The 18,762-nt window shown below is 64.8% G+C and carries 14 protein-coding genes and 6 tRNA genes; 15 read left to right on the top strand and 5 right to left on the bottom strand.

What is annotated here, in order from left to right:
* Positions 1-34 precede the first annotated feature (34 nt).
* The gene (gene htpX / locus ACYJP6_RS13635) at positions 35-913 is read right to left on the bottom strand and encodes a protease HtpX (RefSeq protein ID WP_145012731.1); all 879 of its coding nucleotides are present in this window, start codon (positions 911-913) and stop codon (positions 35-37) included.
* A 183-nt stretch (positions 914-1,096) separates the two neighbouring features.
* Positions 1,097-2,308 carry a pyridoxal phosphate-dependent aminotransferase gene (locus ACYJP6_RS13630; RefSeq protein ID WP_459475541.1) on the bottom strand — a complete coding sequence of 404 codons (1,212 nt, stop codon included), beginning with the start codon at positions 2,306-2,308 and terminating at the stop codon, positions 1,097-1,099.
* Between the two features lie 155 nt (positions 2,309-2,463).
* On the opposite strand from ACYJP6_RS13630, the gene msrB reads away from it, so the two are divergent.
* The 4 genes from msrB to ACYJP6_RS13610 all read left to right on the top strand — a co-directional run bounded on the left by msrB (position 2,464) and on the right by ACYJP6_RS13610 (position 4,831).
* Entirely contained in the window at positions 2,464-2,865 is a 402-nt protein-coding gene (msrB, locus tag ACYJP6_RS13625) for a peptide-methionine (R)-S-oxide reductase MsrB (protein ID WP_459475540.1), read from the top strand.
* On the top strand, positions 2,862-3,347 hold the full coding sequence (locus ACYJP6_RS13620; RefSeq protein ID WP_459475538.1) for a glutathione peroxidase: 486 nt from the start codon (positions 2,862-2,864) through the stop codon (positions 3,345-3,347). Before msrB ends, ACYJP6_RS13620 begins: the two co-directional genes overlap by 4 nt.
* A 111-nt stretch (positions 3,348-3,458) precedes the next feature.
* Complete coding sequence (locus tag ACYJP6_RS13615) at positions 3,459-4,346, top strand: ATP-binding protein (RefSeq protein WP_459475537.1); 888 nt, start codon at positions 3,459-3,461, stop codon at positions 4,344-4,346.
* Positions 4,343-4,831 (top strand): GAF domain-containing protein, encoded by a 489-nt coding sequence (locus ACYJP6_RS13610; RefSeq protein ID WP_459475536.1) that lies wholly within the window; start codon positions 4,343-4,345, stop codon positions 4,829-4,831. The genes ACYJP6_RS13615 and ACYJP6_RS13610 overlap by 4 nt, the downstream gene beginning before the upstream one ends.
* 25 nt (positions 4,832-4,856) lie before the next feature.
* Here ACYJP6_RS13610 and ACYJP6_RS13605 read toward each other — a convergent pair whose 3' ends face one another.
* Positions 4,857-5,624, bottom strand: a complete 768-nt coding sequence (locus ACYJP6_RS13605; RefSeq protein ID WP_459475535.1) for a hypothetical protein — start codon at positions 5,622-5,624, stop codon at positions 4,857-4,859.
* A 171-nt stretch (positions 5,625-5,795) separates the two neighbouring features.
* On the opposite strand from ACYJP6_RS13605, the gene ACYJP6_RS13600 reads away from it, so the two are divergent.
* From ACYJP6_RS13600 to ACYJP6_RS13575, 6 genes are all read left to right on the top strand, one after another.
* Positions 5,796-5,871 (top strand) — tRNA-Glu (locus tag ACYJP6_RS13600).
* A gap of 5 nt (positions 5,872-5,876) precedes the next feature.
* Positions 5,877-5,952, top strand: a tRNA-Gly gene (locus tag ACYJP6_RS13595).
* A 64-nt stretch (positions 5,953-6,016) separates the two neighbouring features.
* A tRNA-Glu gene (locus tag ACYJP6_RS13590) sits at positions 6,017-6,092 on the top strand.
* 4 nt (positions 6,093-6,096) lie between these two features.
* Positions 6,097-6,172: transfer RNA gene (locus ACYJP6_RS13585), tRNA-Gly, on the top strand.
* Between the two features lie 63 nt (positions 6,173-6,235).
* Positions 6,236-6,311 (top strand) — tRNA-Glu (locus tag ACYJP6_RS13580).
* A gap of 4 nt (positions 6,312-6,315) precedes the next feature.
* Positions 6,316-6,391: transfer RNA gene (locus tag ACYJP6_RS13575), tRNA-Gly, on the top strand.
* Positions 6,392-6,486: 95 nt separating this feature from the next.
* On the opposite strand, the gene ACYJP6_RS13570 is transcribed toward ACYJP6_RS13575, so the two are convergent.
* Positions 6,487-7,482 (bottom strand): sulfate ABC transporter substrate-binding protein, encoded by a 996-nt coding sequence (locus ACYJP6_RS13570; protein WP_459475534.1) that lies wholly within the window; start codon positions 7,480-7,482, stop codon positions 6,487-6,489.
* Positions 7,483-7,652: 170 nt separating this feature from the next.
* Here ACYJP6_RS13570 and smc point away from each other — a divergent pair, with 170 nt between their 5' ends.
* From smc to ligA, 3 genes are all read left to right on the top strand, one after another.
* Positions 7,653-11,138 (top strand): chromosome segregation protein SMC, encoded by a 3,486-nt coding sequence (gene smc / locus ACYJP6_RS13565; RefSeq protein ID WP_459475533.1) that lies wholly within the window; start codon positions 7,653-7,655, stop codon positions 11,136-11,138.
* A gap of 205 nt (positions 11,139-11,343) precedes the next feature.
* Positions 11,344-12,243, top strand: coding sequence for a cell division protein ZipA (gene zipA, locus ACYJP6_RS13560; RefSeq protein ID WP_459475532.1), 900 nt, complete (start codon positions 11,344-11,346; stop codon positions 12,241-12,243).
* A gap of 114 nt (positions 12,244-12,357) precedes the next feature.
* Complete coding sequence (gene ligA, locus ACYJP6_RS13555) at positions 12,358-14,742, top strand: NAD-dependent DNA ligase LigA (RefSeq protein WP_459475531.1); 2,385 nt, start codon at positions 12,358-12,360, stop codon at positions 14,740-14,742.
* A 218-nt stretch (positions 14,743-14,960) separates the two neighbouring features.
* Here ligA and galE read toward each other — a convergent pair whose 3' ends face one another.
* Positions 14,961-16,049 carry a UDP-glucose 4-epimerase GalE gene (gene galE, locus ACYJP6_RS13550; protein ID WP_459475530.1) on the bottom strand — a complete coding sequence of 363 codons (1,089 nt, stop codon included), beginning with the start codon at positions 16,047-16,049 and terminating at the stop codon, positions 14,961-14,963.
* A gap of 359 nt (positions 16,050-16,408) precedes the next feature.
* Here galE and ACYJP6_RS13545 point away from each other — a divergent pair, with 359 nt between their 5' ends.
* The gene (locus ACYJP6_RS13545; RefSeq protein WP_459475529.1) at positions 16,409-17,587 is read left to right on the top strand and encodes a glycosyltransferase family 1 protein; all 1,179 of its coding nucleotides are present in this window, start codon (positions 16,409-16,411) and stop codon (positions 17,585-17,587) included.
* Positions 17,578-18,756 carry a UDP-galactopyranose mutase gene (gene glf / locus ACYJP6_RS13540; RefSeq protein WP_459475528.1) on the top strand — a complete coding sequence of 393 codons (1,179 nt, stop codon included), beginning with the start codon at positions 17,578-17,580 and terminating at the stop codon, positions 18,754-18,756. Before ACYJP6_RS13545 ends, glf begins: the two co-directional genes overlap by 10 nt.
* The last annotated feature ends 6 nt before the right edge of the window (positions 18,757-18,762 follow it).

Genomic DNA, 18,762 nt, shown 5'->3' with positions numbered 1-18,762 from the left:
CCCGGCCAAGGCCGGGTTCTTTCGTTGCTCGCGCTTAGCGCTGGCCGTAGCGGCGCAGTGCTTCGATGCGGTCTTCCAGCGGCGGGTGGCTCATCAGCAGGCCGGCCAGGCCGTTCTTCAGCGAGCCATTGATGCCGAAAGCGTTCAGGGTGTCGGGCATCTGCACCGGGATGCCTTGCTCGGCACGCAGGCGCTGCAGGGCGCCGATCATGGCGTTGGGACCGGCCAATCGAGCGCCGGCTTCGTCGGCGCGGAATTCACGCTTGCGCGAGAACCACATGACGATGATGCTGGCCAGGATACCCAGGACCAGTTCGGCGACGATGGTGGTCACGAAGTAGGCGATACCATGACCTTCTTCGTTCTTGAAGATGGCCTTGTCGACGAAGTTGCCGAAGATCCGCGCGAAGAACATCACGAAGGTGTTCACCACGCCCTGGATCAGCGCCAGGGTCACCATGTCGCCATTGGCGACGTGGCCGATCTCGTGGGCCAGCACCGCGCGGACCTCATCGGGGGAGAAGCGCTCCAGCAGGCCCTGGCTGACCGCCACCAGGGCATCGTTGCGGTTCCAGCCGGTAGCGAAGGCGTTGGCCTCGTAGGCCGGGAAGATGCCGACCTCGGGCGTCTTGATGCCGGCTTCGCGGGCGAGTTCTTCGACCGTCTGCAGCAGCCACTGCTCGTGACGAGTACGCGGCTGGCTGATGACCTCGGTGCGGGTGCTCATCTTCGCCATCCACTTGGAGATGAACAGCGAGACCAGCGAGCCGGCGAAACCGAACACGGCACAGAACACCAGCAGACTGCCATAGTTCTGACCGGTGTAGCGATCCACGCCGAGCACCTTCAAGGTGATGCTGGCAACGATCAGCACCGCCAGGTTGGTAGCCAGAAATAACAGAATGCGCATCATGGTGGGGTACAGCTCCTCACAGGTTTATCTGCCGGCTATATAAGGTTCGGCCCCGATCCATTCAACGTTTCCACTATTGCAAACTGTGTCGTGCGTTGGCCTGGTCGCCGAGGGGCGAGCGCCGGTGCCGGTTGGCGCCGCAGGGGGTGCCAACCGGTGAAAGACGCGGAAATGCTTTGCCCGCTACTGGGAGTAGCCGCCCAGGAAGTTGCCGATGCGGCCGATGGCCTGCTCCAGGTCGTCGACGCGGGGCAGGGTGACCACCCGGAAGTGGTCCGGCCAGGGCCAGTTGAAGGCCGTGCCCTGGACCACCAGCAGCTTTTCCGACAGCAGCAGGTCGAGGACGAATTTCTCGTCATTGTGGATGGGGCAGACCTTGGGGTCGATCCGCGGGAAGGCGTAGAGCGCCCCCATCGGCTTCACGCAGCTCACGCCCGGGATGTCGTTGAGCAGCTCCCAGGCGCGGTTGCGTTGTTCCAGCAAACGCCCCGGCGGCAGCACCAGGTCGTTGATGCTCTGGTAGCCGCCCAGCGCGGTCTGGATCGCGTGCTGCGCCGGTACGTTGGCGCAAAGCCGCATGTTGGCGAGGATGTCGAGTCCTTCGATGTAGCTCTGGGCGCGGTGCTTGGGACCGGAGACGATCAGCCAGCCCGAACGGAAGCCGGCGACGCGATAGGACTTGGACAGGCCATTGAAGGTCAGGCAGAGCACGTCCGGCGCCAACGAGGCAGTGGAGATGTGCAGGGCCTCGTCATAGAGGATCTTGTCGTAGATCTCGTCGGAGAACAGCACCAGGTTGTGCCGCCGCGCCAGTTCGACGATGCCTTCCAGCACTTCCTTGGAATAGACCGCGCCGGTGGGGTTGTTCGGATTGATCAGCACCAGCGCCTTGGTATTGCTGGTGATCTTGGCTTCCATGTCGGCCAGGTCCGGGAACCAGCCGGCCTGCTCGTCGCACAGGTAGTGCACCGGCTTGCCGCCGGCCAGGCTGACCGCGGCGGTCCACAGCGGATAGTCCGGCGCCGGGATCAGCACCTCGTCGTTGTTGTTGAGCAGCGCCTGCATCGCCATCACGATCAACTCGGAGACGCCGTTGCCGAGGTAGATGTCCTCGATGCCGACACCTTCGATACGCTTCTGCTGGCAGTACTGCATGACCGCCTTGCGGGCGCTGAACAGGCCCTTGGAGTCGCTATAGCCCTGGGCGGTCGGCAGGTTGCGGATCACATCCTGCAGGATCTCCTCGGGTGCCTCGAAGCCGAAGGGCGCCGGATTGCCGATGTTGAGCTTCAGGATGCGGTGGCCTTCCTCTTCGAGGCGCTTGGCATGCTTGAGGACCGGGCCACGAATGTCGTAGCAGACATTGGCGAGCTTGTTCGACTTGGAGACCTGCATGGTGGAAAGAATCCTGGAAAAGGGCGAGAAAGACTCGGCAGAGGCGGACGCCGACCGGCGCTTGGCAGCATCCGGGGGTGGATGCCAGACTGAGCGGGAATCATACGGCCGCATCGCCTGTTACAAAAGATGCGCCGGCATCCAGCGAGGTCACCATGGAAAAAGTACAGCGTAGCCCGGAAGACTGGCGCGAGCGCCTGACCGACGATCAATTCCGCGTCTGTCGACTGGCCGCCACCGAAAGACCCTATACCGGTGCCTACTGCAACACCACGACGCCCGGCGTCTATCACTGCGCCTGCTGCGAGCTGGCGCTGTTCGACTCCAGCACCAAGTTCGATTCCGGTTGCGGCTGGCCCAGCTACTACGCGCCCATCGATGGCGAGGCGGTGCGGGAAAAGGAAGACTTCAGCCACGGCATGCACCGCGTCGAGGTGCTCTGCGCCCGCTGCGATGCCCACCTGGGCCACGTCTTCCCCGACGGTCCGCCGCCGACCGGACTGCGCTACTGCATCAACTCGGTGGCCCTTCAGCTCGAACCCAGGGCGTCCGCGTGACGTCCGCGCTCCTGGACCTGCCGTTCCAGACCGCCGACGGCCAGACGGCTCGCCTGGCCGACTGGCCAGCCAGGGCTTACCTGGTGGTCAACACCGCCAGTCGCTGCGGCTTCACCCGCCAGTACGACGGCCTCGAGCGGTTGCAGCAGCGCTACCTGGCCGAGGGGCTCCGCGTGATCGTCTTTCCCTGCAACCAGTTCGGGGGGCAGGAGCCGGAGGGCAATGCCGAGATCCAGGCCTTCTGCGTCACGCGTTTCGGCGTCAGCTTTCCGGTGATGGCCAAGATCGAGGTCAACGGCGACGCGGCGCATCCGCTGTTCACGGCCCTGAAGCGCGCGGCACCCGGGTTGTTGGGGACGGCCATCCGCTGGAACTTCACCAAGTTCCTCATCAGCCCGGAGCGGGGGCGGGTCCAGCGCTTCGCGCCCATCACCAAGCCGGCGCAACTGGAGAAGCACGTTCGCCTCGCCCTCGCGTCCTAGCGGATTGACAGGGCTAGGCTTTGTACTGATTTCAAAAGTCATACGATAATGCATCGGTCGGTTCGGGCAGCTCGCCCGGCCGCTCTTTTCTGTCGTCAAGGACCATCCTCTGTGAGTACCAACCTGGAAGACTTTCTGCTCCACGCGCGGCAGGTGCTGGAGCGCCTCGAACCCCTGTTGCCCCATCGTCGTGAGCCCCTCGACTGGCAAGGGTGCTACGCCGCGCGCTGGCGCCGCGAGGGGCATGGCGGCTACCTCCAGCCCCTGGAGGTCAATCTGGAGCTGCGGCTGTCCGACCTGCTGGGTATCGATCGGCAGCGCGAGCAGCTGGGCCGCAATACCCGGCAATTCGTCACCGGGTTGCCGGCGAACCATGCCCTGCTGTGGGGCGCGCGTGGCACCGGCAAATCCTCCCTGATTCGCGCCCTGCTGGCGGAGTATGCGGAGCAGGGCCTGCGCCTGATCGAGATCGAGCGTGACGATCTCGCCGACCTACCGCGAGTGGTGGAGCAGATCGCCGGCCAGACGCAACGCTTCGTGGTGTTCTGTGACGACCTGTCGTTCGATGCCGGGAGCGACGACTATCGCGTGCTCAAGAGCGTGCTCGATGGCTCGCTGGAACAGGCGCCCGACAATGTCGTGCTCTACGCGACGTCCAATCGCCGCCACCTGGTGGCCGAGCGGCAGAGCGACAACGCCAACTGGGAGCATGTCGACGGCGAGTTGCATCCGAGCGAGGCGGCCGAGGACAAGATCGCCCTGTCGGATCGTTTCGGCCTGTGGCTGTCCTTCTACCCCTTCACCCAGGACCACTACCTGGCGGTCGTCCGCCACTGGTGCGCGACCCTGGCGGAAAAGGCCGGGGTGACCCTGGAATGGTCCGAGGAGGCCGATCGCGAGGCGATCCGCTGGGCGTCCGGACGGGGCAACCGCAATGGCCGTTGTGCCTATCAATTCGCCCGGCAGTGGGTCGGGCTCAAACTGTTGGAGAAAGCATGACCGTAGAACTGACGGGCGTAGGTGCGGGACTGGAAGGCTATGCGATGCTGGCGGCGCAGGTCGAAGCCCTGCTGGCCGGGGAGCGCAATCTGGTCGCCAATGCCGCCCAGCTGTCCGCCTTCATCTTCCAGGAAGTCCCCGACCTGAACTGGGCGGGCTTCTATTTCGTCGACGGCCAGGACCAGCTCCTCCTCGGGCCCTTCCAGGGCAAGGTCGCCTGCATGCGCATTCCCTTCAGCAAGGGAGTATGCGGAGCGGCCGCCAGCCAGCGCCTGACGCAACGTGTCGAGGATGTCCACGCCTTTCCCGGACACATCGCCTGCGACGCGGCCTCGCGCAGTGAGCTGGTGGTACCCCTGGTCAAGGAGGGACGTTTGCTAGGTGTGCTGGATCTCGACAGTCCGCATCCGGCGCGCTTCAGCGCGGCGGATCAGGCGGGCATCGAAGCCCTGGTGGCGGCCTTCCTGGCGGCGACCGACTGCTGACGTGGAGAGGAGGGCAGGGACGCCCTCACTCGTAGTCGTTCTTCTTGCGCCAGCTATCATCCTTGAGCGTGTCCACGCTGTCCGATAGCTCGTTGGCGCTGCCGCTGGCCTGCTCGGCCAATTCGCTCTGCTGACGTTTGACCTGGGTCATCTGCTCCTCCAGATAGGCCAGCAATTCGGTGTAGCGCTCGGGTTGCTGCTGCTTGCGGATCTGCATGATGGCCCGTTCGTAGGCTTGGCGGGCCTGGATGAAGTGCTCGTTCTTGATCTGCTGTTCGGCCTGGTAGCGGAAGAATTCCACATAGCTCAAAGTGAGCAGGTAGCGCATCTCGGCGACCCAGCGCTGCGCCTCCTGGCCATCGAGGATGCCGACCTGGTTGGCGTGGGCCACCAAGGAGTGCAGCATCTCCAGATAGCCCCGCACTTCCTTCACCCGCGCCTCGGTATGCACCGGGCGGGCGACGTTGGTGACTTCGATGTCGTCACCCTTGGCCAAGCCCTCTTCCAGCTCGGTCTTGCGCGCCGTCAGGGTGGCGGAGGGTGGCTGCAGGGCGCCGAGCCGGGCGATCAGCCCCAGCTCGATGCGATTGAACAGCTGCTTCAACGCCGGTGTCATCAACTGACCCGGCAGGCTGCCCGCCAGTTGGGCGCATCTCTTGATGCGGTCGGTGAGGTCGGCGACCAGTCGCTGCTTCTCCAGGCGTCCCGCCTCGAGCTTCTGATTGACGAACGCGATCATGATGATGAGAAGGATGCCGAGTCCCACTACCGCTGCAATCATCGTTGAGGACATGACCTTCTCCGTGGTACTGGCCCGCCGTTTGTCGTACGAGCGAAGTCGTTGATTTGAAAAGTATTTAATCAGCTATTGACGCCCAGGGTAAGGCTCCCTAGAATGCGCGCACTCCCAACGGCGGCAAGCGTCAGCCGAGTGGTAGGCCAGAGTCCCGAGGGATTCTACCTGGTCCCCTTCGTCTAGTGGCCTAGGACACCGCCCTTTCACGGCGGTAACAGGGGTTCGAGTCCCCTAGGGGACGCCAAAATTGCGGGAATAGCTCAGTTGGTAGAGCACGACCTTGCCAAGGTCGGGGTCGCGAGTTCGAGTCTCGTTTCCCGCTCCAAATACAATCCGCTTGCCTCCGGGCGGGTGGATGCAAGGTGAAAGGCCTTGCGGAAAGAGGTTTCGTCCCCTTCGTCTAGTGGCCTAGGACACCGCCCTTTCACGGCGGTAACAGGGGTTCGAGTCCCCTAGGGGACGCCATATTGCGGGAATAGCTCAGTTGGTAGAGCACGACCTTGCCAAGGTCGGGGTCGCGAGTTCGAGTCTCGTTTCCCGCTCCAAACATTATCCGGCTGTTTCATGACGGTTGGATGCAAGGTGAAAGGCCTTGCGGAAGAGGTTTCGTCCCCTTCGTCTAGTGGCCTAGGACACCGCCCTTTCACGGCGGTAACAGGGGTTCGAGTCCCCTAGGGGACGCCACATTGCGGGAATAGCTCAGTTGGTAGAGCACGACCTTGCCAAGGTCGGGGTCGCGAGTTCGAGTCTCGTTTCCCGCTCCAAATAAACGAAAACACCGCCTCCGGGCGGTGTTTTCGTGTGCGCGTCCTTTATGCCTGCCAGACAGGCGCCCGACACTTGGCCGGGCGCGAGCGTCTCACTGAGGCGTGTAGAGCTGGTCGAAGACGCCGCCATCGGCGAAGTGGGTCTTCTGGATGCCGGCCCAGGGGCCGAATTCCTTCTGGGCATCGATCAGTTCGAGCTTGGGAAAACGGTCGGCGTACTGGGCCAGTACGATGGCGTTGCGCGGGCGAAGGAAGTTGTCCGCGGCGATCTTCTGGCCTTCGTCGGACCAGAGGTACTTGAGGTACTCCTCGGCCTCGGCACGGGTGCCCTTCTTGTCGACGACGCTGTCCACCACGCTCACCGGCGGCTCGGCCTGCACCGAGATGCTCGGGTAGACCACCTCGAAGCCGCCCCGGCCGAATTCCCGCGCGATCATCTCGGCTTCGTTCTCGAAGGTCACCAGGACATCGCCCTGCTGGTTCTTCATGAAGGTAGTGGTCGCAGCGCGGCCGCCGGTATCCAGGATGGGTACGTGCTTGAACAGATCGCTGACGAAGGTGCGTGCCTTCTCTTCGTTACCACCCGGCTGGCGCAGGGCGTAGGCCCAGGCGGAGAGATAGGTGTAGCGACCGTTCCCGGAGGTCTTGGGATTGGGCACTATGACCTGGACGCCGTCCTTGAGCAGGTCGGACCAGTCGTGGATACCCTTGGGGTTGCCCTGGCGCACGATCAGCACCGTGGCGGAAGTGAAGGGCGCGCTGCGATCCGGCAGGCGGCTTTCCCAGTCCTTGGGTACCAGACCGCGGTCGGCCAACGCCTGGATGTCGGTGGCCTGGTTCATGGTGATGACATCGGCCTGCAGGCCGTCGATGACCGCGCGGGCCTGCTTGCTGGAGCCGCCGTGGGACATCTGGATCACCGGGGTGTCCCCATGCTCGGCTTTCCAGTGGGCCTGGAAGGCCGGGTTGTAGTCATTGTAGAAATCGCGCATCACGTCGTAGGAGACATTGAGCAGCGGCGGGGCTGCCAGGACCTGGGCGCTGGCCGCCAGGGCGGCGGCGAGCAGGGGGAGGCGAAGTCTCTTCATGGGGGCATCCTGCGGTGGGAGGGTGCAGGACTATAGCCTGTCGCCGCAGCTCCCGTGCAGAACGGCTGGAAATAAGGTAATGCACGGCGACGGCAGCAGGGCGCGCCGATGGTAGACTCCCAGCTTTTGGCCCGCGGTTGGGCACGGCACGGTGGACAAGGGCTCCTGAGATGCGGTTGAGGTCGATCAAGCTGGCGGGATTCAAATCCTTCGTCGATCCGACGACGGTGAATTTCCCGAGCAACATGGCAGCGGTGGTCGGCCCCAACGGTTGCGGCAAGTCGAACATCATCGACGCCGTACGCTGGGTGATGGGTGAAAGCTCGGCGAAGAACCTGCGCGGCGAATCGATGACCGACGTCATCTTCAATGGCTCCAACAGCCGCAAGCCGGTATCCCAGGCCTCCATCGAGCTGATCTTCGACAATTCCGACCATACCCTGGTGGGCGAGTACGCCAGCTACGCGGAAATCTCCATTCGCCGCCGGGTGACCCGCGAAGGGCAGAACACCTATTTCCTCAACGGCACCAAGTGCCGCCGCCGCGACATCACCGATATCTTCCTGGGCACCGGGCTGGGACCGCGCAGCTATTCGATCATCGAGCAGGGGATGATCTCCAAGCTGATCGAGGCGCGCCCCGAGGACCTGCGGCACTATATCGAGGAGGCTGCGGGGATCTCCAAGTACAAGGAGCGGCGGCGCGAAACCGAGAGTCGCATCCGCCGTACCCAGGAGAATCTCGCCCGCCTGACCGACCTGCGCGAGGAGCTGGAGCGCCAGCTGGAGCGACTGCATCGCCAGGCGCAGTCGGCCGAGCGCTTCCAGGCCTTCAAGCAGGAAGAGCGGCAACTCAAGGCGCAATTGCAGGCGGTGCGCTGGCGCGAGCTGGATGGGCGCGTCGCGCAGCGCGAGAAGGTGATCCGCGACCAGGAGACCGCCCTGGAGGCCCTGACCGCCGAGCAGCGCCAGGCGGATGCCGGCATCGAGCGGCTCCGCGACGGTCATCACGAGCTGAGCGAGGCCTTCAATCAGGTGCAGGGGCGTTTCTACTCCCTGGGCGGCGACATCGCCCGCCTGGAGCAGACCATCCAGCACGGCCAGCAGCGTCAGCGCCAGTTGCAGGACGATCTGCGCGAGGCCGAACAGGCGCGCAGCGAGGCGGAATCCCATCTGGAGCATGACCGGGTGCTGCTCGCCACCTTCGAGGAAGAGCTGGCGATGCTCGAACCGGAGGAAGAGGCGGCGCGTGACCTGGGCGAAGAGGGGAGCGCTGCCCTGGAGGAGGCCGAACTGGCCCTGGCCGACTGGCAGCAGCGCTGGGAAGCGCTCAGCGCGGCCAGCGTCGAGCCGCAACGGGAGGCGGACGTGCAGCAGGCGCGCATCCGTTCCCTGGAGCAGAGCCTGGAGCGTGGCGTGGAGCGGCAGCGGCGACTGCGCGACGAGCGCACCCTGCTGGGCGAGGACGGACCGTCCGACCGCCTGGTCGCCCTGGAAGAGCAGATCGCCGAAGACGAACTCCTGCTGGAAGGGCTGGCGGAACAGGAAGTACAGATCGCCGATGGCCTGCAGCAACTGCGTGAGGAATTGTTGACGCTGGCCAACGAGCAGAGCCAGCGCCAGGGTGAATTGCAGCGACTCGAGGGTCGCATCGCCTCGCTGGAGGCGCTGCAGCAGGCGGCCCTGGCGCTCGACACCGGGGCAGCCCAGTGGCTCGAGGCCGAGGGGCTCCTGCAGGCGCCGCAGCTGGCGGACGACGTGCAGGTCACGCCCGGATGGGAGCTGGCGGTGGAAACCGTGCTCGGCAGTGACCTGCAGGCGGTCTGCCTGGATGACCTGGCACCCCTGCGCCTCGATACCTTCGCCAGTGGCGCCCTCAATCTGGCGCTGCCCGGCGCGGTACCCGCGGCAGCGGGCAGCCTGCTGGAAAAGGTGCAGGCGCCGCGAGACCTGTCGCCCTGGCTGGGGCAGGTACTGGTCGCGAATGGCTACGACGAGGCCCTGGCCCGGCGGGCCGACCTGGCAGCGGGGCAGAGTCTGATCACCCCGGAAGGCTACTGGATCTCCCGGCATTTCCTGCGGGTCCGCCGCGCCCAGGCCGCCGAAGGCAGTGTGCTGGCCCGTGGCCGCGAGCTGGAGGAGCTGCAGGGCCGCCGCCTTGAACTGAGCGAAGGGCTCGCGCAGCAGGAGGAGCGCCTGGAGGATAGGCGCGCCGCCCAGCAGCGGCTGGAAGGCGAACGTGACGACGCCCGGCGCCGCCAGCAGCAGGAGCAGCAGCGCCTCGCCGAGTCTCGTGCCCAGCTCTCCGCCCAGCAGGCACGGGCGGAGCAGTTGAGCATCCGCCGGCGCCAGCTGGAGGCTGAACTCAAGGATGTCGAGGAGCTGCTGGCGCGGGAGCAGGAAGAATTGGGCGAGTGCCGCTTGCGGCTGCAGGACGCCCTCGACGCCATGGCCGTGGATACCGAACAGCGAGCGCAGTTGCAGGAGCAGCGCGACCGCCACCGGCAAGCGGTGGAATCCGCGCGGCAGCGGCAGCGGCAGGCCCAGGAGCAGCAGCACCAGCTCACGGTACGGCTGACCACCCTGAGGGCTCAGCGCCAGTCGACCCTCCAGGCGCTGGAACGGCTGGAGTTGCAGACCGCGCGCCTCGGTGAGCGCTGCGAGCAGTTGACTCTCAACCTGGACGAGGGTGGCGAACCGCTCGACGAGCTGCGTCTGCGCCTGGAGGAACTGCTCGAGCGGCGGCTGCAGGTGGACGAGGAGATGCGCACGGCGCGGTTGGCCCTGGAGGACGCCGATCGCGAGCTGCGCGACTTCGAGCGGCGGCGCCTGCAGGCGGAACAGCAGGCGACGGTGCTGCGCGGTCAGCTGGAACAGCATCGCCTGGAATGGCAGGGCCTGGCCACGCGCCGTAGCGGCTTCGCCGAGCAACTGGCGGCCGACGGCTACGACCTGCCGACGGTGATCGCCAGCTTGCCCGAGGAGGCGAGCGAGGCGGCCTGGGAGCAGGAGCTGGAAGCTCTCGCGGCCCGTATCGCCCGGCTCGGGCCGATCAACCTGGCGGCCATCGACGAATATCAGCAGCAGGCCGAGCGCAAGACCTACCTAGACGCCCAGAACGCCGACCTGGTCGAGGCGTTGGAGACCCTGGAAAGCGTGATCCGCAAGATCGACCGGGAAACGCGCAATCGTTTCAAGGACACCTTCGACCAGATCAACCATGGCCTGCAGGCACTGTTCCCAAAAGTTTTCGGTGGCGGCAGCGCCTACCTGGAACTTACCGGGGAAGATTTACTCGATACCGGGGTTGCGATCATGGCGCGGCCGCCGGGTAAGAAGAACAGCACCATCCATTTGCTCTCGGGTGGGGAAAAGGCCTTGACGGCCCTGGCGCTGGTTTTCGCCATCTTCCAACTCAACCCAGCACCCTTCTGCATGCTCGATGAAGTGGATGCGCCCCTGGACGATGCCAACGTCGGCCGCTACGCGCGGCTGGTCAAGAGCATGGCGGAGAAGGTGCAGTTCATTTACATCACGCACAACAAAATCGCCATGGAAATGGCCGATCAGTTATTGGGCGTGACGATGCATGAGCCGGGGTGTTCGCGTCTGGTAGCGGTGGATGTGGAAGAGGCGGTGGCCATGGTCGACGCGTAGTGCCCCACAGCCTGGCGGTGTGGCGGTGTAAAGTTGGCGACAGTCGTGCTAGCTTATGGCCGCTTGTGTGCTAAGTAGAAAAAGCTAGCAAGAACACTGACTTGGCGTAGGTTCCGGAGGTTTTGGAAAGGCCTCGCAGGCGATGACTTTCCAAAGTTTCCCGACGGATGTCGGTTCATTATTTTCACAGGGGTATGTCTTTTTCATGGATATGGGTCTGCGCGAGTGGCTGATCATCATCGGCGTCATCGTCATCGCCGGTATTCTTTTCGATGGTTGGCGTCGCATGAGTGGCAAGGGCAAGCTCAAGTTCAAGCTCGACCAGTCGCTCAGCAATCATCCGGAACACGAGGACGAGGATCCGGAAATCGTCGGTCCGACGCGCGTGATAGAGCCGAAGGAGCCTTCGCTGGACGATCCTGGCGAGCTCACGCCACCGCGCGCCACCCAGCGCAAGCGTCGCGAAGAGCGGCGTGAAGAGCCCAAGGCCGACGATTTCGACCTGTCCGCGGGCGACGAGAGCCTGGGCGGCCTGGCCGCCGATGCCGACGAAGTCCCGCTGCGTGGGCGCGACAAGCCGCGCAAGGAAAAGCCGCTGAGCGCCAAGGCGCCCGAGCGCGAGCCGGTCAGCGAGCCGACCAGCAGCGCCAGTGGCAATGCCGCCATGGCGCCGGTCGACGAGGTGCTGGTGATCAACGTCATCTCCCGTGACGAAAAGGGCTTCTCCGGTCCGGCGCTGCTGCAGAACATCCTCGAGAGCGGCCTGAGATTCGGCGACATGGACATCTTCCATCGGCACGAGAGCATGTCCGGCAATGGCGAGGTGCTGTTCTCCATGGCCAACGCCGTGCGCCCGGGCACCTTCGACCTGGATGCCATCGACGACTTCCACACCCCGGCGGTGAGCTTCTTCCTCGGCCTGCCCGGTCCGCGGCATCCCAAGCAGGCCTTCGACCTGATGGTGGCTGCGGCACGCAAGCTGTCGTCCGAACTCAATGGCGAGCTGAAGGACGAGCAGCGCAGTGTCATGACGGCCCAGACCATCGAGCACTACCGCCAGCGCATCGTCGACTTCGAGCGCAAGAGCCTCATGCTCAAGCGTTGATCGCGCCGGAGCGAACCAAGAGCAGCCTCGGCTGCTCTTTTTGTTTGTAAGTTTTGCCGCGGCGCCCTGGGTGCCGCCAGGGCCACCCCGGGGTGGCGACAGTGAGAGACCGCCATGACCGACGCCCAGAATGCCGTCACCCGCATCGCCGCCCTGCGCAGCGAGATCGATGCCCACAACTATCGCTACTATGTGCTGGACGAGCCGAGCGTGCCCGACGCCGAGTACGACCGCCTGTTCGGTGAGCTCAAGGCGCTGGAGTCCGAGCATCCCGAATTGGTGACGCCCGATTCGCCCACCCAGAGGGTCAGTGGCTCGGCCCTGGCCGCCTTTGGCACCATCCGTCATGAGGTGCCCATGCTCAGCCTGGGCAACGCCTTCGCCGACGAGAATCTGCAGGATTTCGACCGCAGCGTGGGCAAGCGCCTGCGCGAGGAATTCGGCGAGACCGACTTCGCCGGGCCGGATTCGGGCGTGGAATACACCTGCGAACCCAAGCTCGATGGCCTGGCGGTCAGCCTGCTGTACGAGGACGGCCTGCTGGTGCGGGGCGCCACCCGGGGCGACGGCACCACCGGCGAAGACATCACCACCAATGTGCGCACCATCCGCAACGTGCCCTTGCGCCTGCAGGGCAAGGGTTGGCCGGCGGTGCTGGAGGTGCGCGGTGAAGTGTTCATGTCCCGCGCCGGCTTCGAGGCGTTGAACGCCCGCGCCATGGAAAGCGGCGGCAAGACCTTCGCCAATCCGCGCAATGCCGCGGCCGGCAGCCTGCGCCAACTGGATTCGCGCATCACCGCCCAGCGGCCCTTGGAGTTTTGCTGCTACGGTTTCGGGCGGGTCGAGGGCGGTGCTCTGCCGGACACCCAGTACGACATCCTCCAGCAGCTGAAAGAGTGGGGCATTCCCATCAGCCGCGAGCTGCGCAAGGTACAGGGCGCGGAAGGCTGCCGTGCCTACTACCAGGACATCGGCCAGCGCCGCGATGCCCTGGCCTACGAGATCGATGGCGTGGTGTACAAGGTCAATCGGCTGGATTGGCAGGGCGAACTGGGCTTTCGCGCGCGCGAGCCGCGCTGGGCGCTGGCGCACAAGTTTCCCGCCCGCGAAGAGCTGACCGAGCTGCTCAACGTCGAATTCCAGGTGGGCCGCACCGGTGCCATCACCCCAGTGGCCCGTCTCAAGCCGGTGCAGGTAGCGGGCGTGACCGTGACCAACGCTACCCTGCACAACATGGACGAGATCGCCCGCCTGGGCGTGATGATCGGTGACAGCGTCATCGTCCGCCGTGCCGGCGACGTCATCCCGCAGATCATGCAGGTGGTACCGGAGCGGCGGCCGGCGGATGCGCGACCGGTGGAGATCCCCACCCATTGCCCGGTGTGCGGGTCGGCGGTGGAGCGCACCCAACTGGTGAAGCGTGGCAAGGGCAAGGAGTCGGTGAGCGAGGGCGCGGTCTATCGCTGCGTCGGTCGCCTGGCCTGCCAGGCCCAGCTCAAGCAGGCGATCATCCATTTCGCCTCGCGCCGGGCCATGGACATCGACGGCCTGGGTGATCGCATCGTCGAGCAGCTGGTGGATCGCGAGCTGGTGAAGTCGCCGGCGGATCTCTACACCCTGACCTATGAGCAGGTCGTCGAACTCGAGGGCTTCGCCGAGGTGTCGAGCCGCAATCTGCTCGCCGCCATCGAGGCGAGCCGTACGCCGAGCCTGGCACGCTTCATCTTCGCCCTGGGCATCCCCGAGGTGGGCGAGGAGACCGCCAAGCGCCTGGCGCGCGCCCTGGGCAGCCTGCAGCGTATCCGCGAAGCCTTGCCCGAGGTGCTGGTCTATCTGCCGGACATCGGGCCGGAGGTGGCCTTTGAGATCCATAACTTCTTCCAGTCCGCACACAATCGCGACGTGCTGGAGGCGCTGCTGGCCAACGGCATCCAATTGGCCGACGAAGCCGAGGTGCACGCGGAGTTCTCCGGCTACGCCGCCTTCGCCGACTTCCTCGACCAGCTGCACATTCCCTACCTGGGCAAGACCGGCGCCAAGACCCTGGCTGCGGCCTTTCCCAGCCTGGCCGCGCTGATCAAGGGCTCCCAGGACTGGCTGACCTTCAAGACGCTGTCCGGACTCAACGAAAGAGCCAAGCAGGGCCTGCGCGAATACTTCGCCGCGCCGGACAACGTCGCCAAGGCGCTGGCCATCGAGGCGCAGCTCAAGGCCTTCGGCATGCACTGGGAGAGTACTCGGCAGGCCGTGCAGGGGCTGCCGTTCGCCGGCCAGACCTGGGTGCTCACCGGCACCCTGGAGGCCATGAGTCGCGACGAGGCCAAGGAGCGGCTGGAGGCGCTGGGCGCCAAGGTCTCGGGGTCGGTTTCGGCCAAGACCGCCGTGGTGGTGGCCGGGCCGGGCGCCGGTTCCAAGCTGACCAAGGCGACTGAGCTGGGCGTCAAGGTGCTGGACGAAGCCGCCTTCCTGCAGATCCTGGAGGCCCAGGGCGGACGTTGAGAGCAGAGGTCAGGCCCGGAGCGGCTGACCTTTTCACTACTCAGATAAGCGCTGCCATAATCAACTACAGCGAAGCGATAATAATAAAGTCAACATTGTATTTTTATCGCTTCGTTTATGGCCTTTGTTGGGGCGGTATTCTTCGAGAGAATAGTGGACTACAACGCTTCGCTAATAACAGGCGAAGCGTTGTAATTCGATAGGCTGATTTTATCTTTTCAAGCGAAACGAGAGTTCGGTGCCTGGGACGGTTCTTTTTTCTGAACGGGTTCTTCCACGGCAATGGTCGCCTTGGCGGTTTTCCGATACCCCTGGGGATTGAGCGACTGCCACCGCCAGGCATCTTCCAGCATGGTGGAAAGTTCGCGCTCGGCGCGCCAGCCCAGTTCGCGCCAGGCCTTGTCCGGGTCGGCCCAGCAGCGGGCCACGTCGCCTGCGCGGCGGGGTGCAACGCGGCAGGGGATGGGGCGACCCAGTTGGCGTTCGAGGGTAGCCACCACCTCCCGGACCGAATGGCCCCGGCCGGTGCCCAGATTCCAGAGCGAGACCCCGGGACGCTCCGCCAGGGCGTGCAAGGCCGCCAGGTGCCCCCGTGCCAGATCCTGTACGTGGAGGTAGTCGCGGACACCGGTGCCATCGGCGGTGGGGTAGTCATCGCCATAGATCTCCAGCCAGGGCCGCCGGCCGCTGGCCACCTGCAACAGATAGGGCACCAGGTTGTTCGGTGTGCCCTGGGGGTCTTCGCCGATCAAGCCGGAGGGGTGGGCACCGATGGGGTTGAAGTAGCGCAGCACGGCGATGGACCAGTGTGCATCGGCCGTGGCCAGCCCGCGCAGGACCTGCTCGGCCATGAGTTTCGACTGGCCGTAGGGGTTGGTGGGTTCGGCGGTGGGGCAGCTTTCGCTGATTGGCGGAGCGCAGTGCCCATAGACCGTGGCGGACGAACTGAAGACCAGCTGATGCACGCCGGCGGCGGCCATGGCCTGGCAGAGCACCAGGGTGCCGCCGACGTTGTTGTCGAAGTAGCGCAAGGGGTGCTGGACGCTTTCGCCGACCGCCTTGAGGCCGGCGAAGTGCAGCACCCCGGTGATCGGCAATTCCCGCAGCAGCCGATCCAACAGCGGCCGATCGCGGACATCGCCCTGCACGAAGCGCGGTGCGCGTCCGGCCAAGGTAGCGATCCGTTGCACCGCTTCCAGCCGGCTGTTGACCAGGTTGTCCAGGATCACCACCTCATGGCCCGCCCGCAGCAATTCCAGTGTCGTATGAGAACCTATGTATCCTGCGCCACCCGTGATCATCAACATGCAACCGCCCTCGCGTCACCCGTAGCCGCCGAATAAAAATAAATATGTCGTGCAGGTTTTTGTGCAACTAAGGCTTCGCTTGATAAAGACGTTAAACGAAGCGTTAGTGTTGCCGATTCGTCGAGCAGATAAGCTTCTGAAGTTGTGCGGGGGCAAAGGTTCTAGCGAAGCGCAAGTTGCCCATAAAGTTATGAACCCTTGTCGATTCGATAAGTCGATAACGTTGCTCGATATCGCGTAGTGCTCTTGGCGATAAGGTCGGGACGGTCTTTGGACGTTTTACGAATTGCCCTTGCGCAGGCTGGGCCGCGGGTGTTCTGCAGCGGTCGGTCTCGCGTTCGACATGACAGGAGCACAAGATGAGTTGGGCCGGCCCTCATACCGAAACCTTAGGCAAGACCGCGCAGCCGGTACGGATGGCGGAACGTCCCCTGGACCCAGGCAGACCGCTGTTGCTCTGCCTGGCGCATCTGCGCTGGAGCTTCGTCTACCAGCGCCCGCAACACGAGATGGTGCGCTTCGCCGAGCACTACAACGTGCTCTATTGCGAAGAGCCCCTGGACGCGGCGGACGATAAGGCGCATTTGGACGTGCGCGTGGAAGAGAACGGCGTGCGGGTACTGGTGCCGCGGTTGCCCGCAGGGCTGTCGAACGAGGGGCGCGCGAGTGCCCAGCGAGAGCTTTTGCAGACCTACCTGCGCGAATTGCAGATGCCGGTGACGGTGGCCTGGTACTTCACGCCCATGGCACTCGATTACGCTGGCGAAATCCCTGCGCAGACCCTGGTATACGACTGCATGGACGAACTGTCCGCCTTTCGTGGCGCGCCCCCGGCGCTGCTGGAGCGGGAAGCGCAATTGCTTGAGCGCGCCGATCTGGTCTTCACCGGCGGCTACAGCCTCTACGAAGCCAAGCGCGACCGGCATCCACGGGTATTCCCCTTTCCCAGCAGCGTGGACGTGGCGCATTTCGGCCAGGCCCGTGACGCCTTGCCGGAACCTGTCGACCAAGCGGATCTGGCGCAGCCGCGACTGGGCTTCTATGGCGTGATCGACGAGCGCCTGGATCTCGACCTGCTGGCCGCAGTGGCGCGGCTGCGTCCGCACTGGCAGTGGGTGATGCTGGGGCCGGTGGTGAAGATCGCGCCCGAAAGCCTGCCGCAATTGCCCAATCTGCACTACCTGGGCGGCAAGACCTACGATGAATTGCCCGCCTACCTGGCCGGCTGGGACGTGGCCCTGATGCCCTTCGCCCTGAACGAAGCCACACGCTTCATCAGCCCCACCAAGACGCCCGAATACCTGGCGGGGGGCTGTCCGGTGGTCTCGACGCCCATCACCGATGTGGTGCGTACCTACGGCGACAGCGGCGTGGTCTGGATCGCCGAGGGCGCCGAGGCCTTCGTCGCCGCCTGCGAGGCGGCCCTGGCCAGTCAAGATCAGCGCGAAGCCTTTCTGGCGCGTGCCGATGCCCTGCTGACCGGGATGTCCTGGGACAGCACCTGTGACCTGATGCGGGAGAAGATCCAATGGCGGTAACGGCGCTGGAGCGTTTCGATTATCTGATCGTGGGGGCTGGCTTCGCCGGCAGTGTGCTGGCGGAGCGTCTCGCCGCCGGGCTGGGCAAGCGCGTGCTGGTGGTGGATCGGCGGCCGCATATCGGCGGCAACGCCTACGACCACTACGACGATGCCGGCGTCCTGGTGCATCGCTATGGTCCGCATATCTTCCACACCAATTCCCAGCGCATCGTCGACTACCTGTCGCGCTTCACCGCATGGCGCCCCTACGAGCATCGGGTGCTGGCCGAGGTCGCCGGCCAGCAGGTGCCCATCCCGATCAACCTGACTACCCTCAACCGGCTCTACGGTCTGGAACTGGACGAGCAGGGCGCTGAAGCCTTTCTCGCCGCCCGTGCCGAGCCGGTCGAAGACATCCGCACCTCCGAGGACGTGGTGATCAACCAGGTGGGGCGCGAACTCTACGAGACCTTTTTCCGCGGCTATACCCGCAAGCAGTGGGGCCTGGACCCCTCGCAGCTGGATCGCTCGGTGACGGCGCGGGTGCCGACCCGCACCACCACCGACGACCGCTACTTCGGCGACACCTTCCAGCAGATGCCGCTGCATGGCTTCACCCGGATGTTCGAGCGGATGCTGGACCATCCCAACATCAAGGTGATGGTCAACACCGACTATCGCGAGATTCGCGACTTGATCCCTCACGAGCATCTGGTCTACAGCGGGCCGATCGACGAATTCTTCGACTATCGCTTCGGACGCCTGCCGTATCGCTCTCTGACCTTCAAGCACGAGACGCGGGACGAGCCGCGCTTCCAGCCGGTCGCCGTGGTCAACTACCCCAGCGAGGCGGTGCCCTATACCCGCATCACCGAGTACAAGCACCTCACCGGTCAGAGCCACGCGCGCACCAGCCTGACCTACGAGTACCCCAGCGCGGAGGGCGAGCCCTATTACCCGATCCCGCGCCCGGAGAATGCCGAGCTCTATCGGCGTTACCAGCACCTGGCGGAAGCGACCCCCCACGTCATCTTCATCGGCCGGCTGGGCACCTATCGCTACTACAACATGGATCAGGTGGTGGGCCAGGCGCTGGCTGCCTACAAGCGCATCGAGGAAGCGGAGCGCGGGCCGGCGGCAGGGGAGAGCGCCGAACACCATGAAAGCCTGGCCCGGCAGGCGCCGTGAGGGATG

It is taken from the genome of Pseudomonas sp. No.117, assembly GCF_054558395.1.
This window is presented reverse-complemented; position numbering and strand designations above follow the sequence as displayed.